This is a genomic window from Bacteroides sp. An279 (assembly GCF_002159615.1).
GTDB lineage: Bacteria > Bacteroidota > Bacteroidia > Bacteroidales > Bacteroidaceae > Phocaeicola > Phocaeicola intestinalis.
The window spans coordinates 1-1,084 of sequence record NZ_NFJA01000198.1 but is presented as its reverse complement, the minus strand read 5'-3'; the positions used below and the strand labels follow the sequence as shown (position 1 = coordinate 1,084).

Genomic DNA, 1,084 nt, shown 5'->3' with positions numbered 1-1,084 from the left:
GGTTGTCCACGCCCAGGTTATGCGCCGCTTCCGAACGGGAAGTACTGTCCACAAATATCAGGCGCGTAATGGAAGCCGCCGTAGAGCCGGGCTCGTTCATGGCGACATTGCCTTCCCTGCCGATGCCCATCAGGACGATGTCCAGCCCGCCGTAGGTCTTGATGCGCTGTTCGTACAGCAGGCAATGGTCTATGACCGCATCCTGCGGAATCGTGCCGTCCGGAGTAAACACGTTCTGCCGGTCGATGTCCACCTGGTTCAGGAAAAGCTCATTCAGCTGGCCGATGCTGCTGCTCCCCTGCTCTGATAAAGGATAGTATTCATACAGATTAAATATCACCGCATTACGGAAGCTGACGCCTTCTTCCTTATGGCGGCGCACCAGTTCGGCGTAAAGCGGACGGAGCGAAGCCCCCGTGCCCAAAGCCAACGTACAGAACTTGCCGTCATGCTGGCGTTCCTGTATCTTGCGGATAACCTCATCGGCTATGCACTTCACGCCTTCGTCTACTGTTTCATAGATATTGGTCGGGATTTTCTCAAAACGGGTCAGCACGGAGCGGTCAATCGTATTCTCCGGCTTGTAATATCGGGTAGACACCCTGTTAAGGGATATCTGCGAACTCAGATTGGTTCTCATGGCTATAATTTATAATTAATAATTAACAATTAACAATGGATTACAGGTTGTTGCGCTCGATGTCCTTGAAATAGCGGTATGTGCCCACTTTCAGTTCGTCCGTTGCCGCCTCATCGCATACGATGATGCCGTGGCGGTGCATCTGCAAGGCACTGATGGTCCACATCTGCGTTACGCTTCCTTCAACGGCATGCTGCAAGGCACGCGCCTTATTGTGCCCGTTGCAAAGGATCAGTACCTCTTTAGCGTCCATTACCGTGCCCACTCCTACGGTCAGCGCCGTCTTGGGAACCTTGTCCACATCGTTATCGAAGAAACGCGAATTGGCTACAATGGTATCGGTGGTCAGCGTCTTCACACGGGTACGCGAAGTCAGGGAAGAACCCGGCTCGTTGAACGCGATGTGGCCGTCGGGACCGATGCCGCCCACAAACAGGTCGATGC

At 53.7% G+C, this 1,084-nt stretch carries 2 protein-coding genes; both read right to left on the bottom strand.

The genetic code is table 11. From position 1 onward, the window contains the following. A partial coding sequence (locus B5F78_RS16585; RefSeq protein ID WP_206421971.1) for a 6-phosphogluconolactonase occupies positions 1 to 640 on the bottom strand: 640 nt, incomplete at its 3' end. A 40-nt stretch (positions 641 to 680) separates the two neighbouring features. Next, on the bottom strand, positions 681 to 1,084 hold a 404-nt coding region (locus B5F78_RS16580), incomplete at its 5' end, for a 6-phosphogluconolactonase (protein ID WP_204502776.1).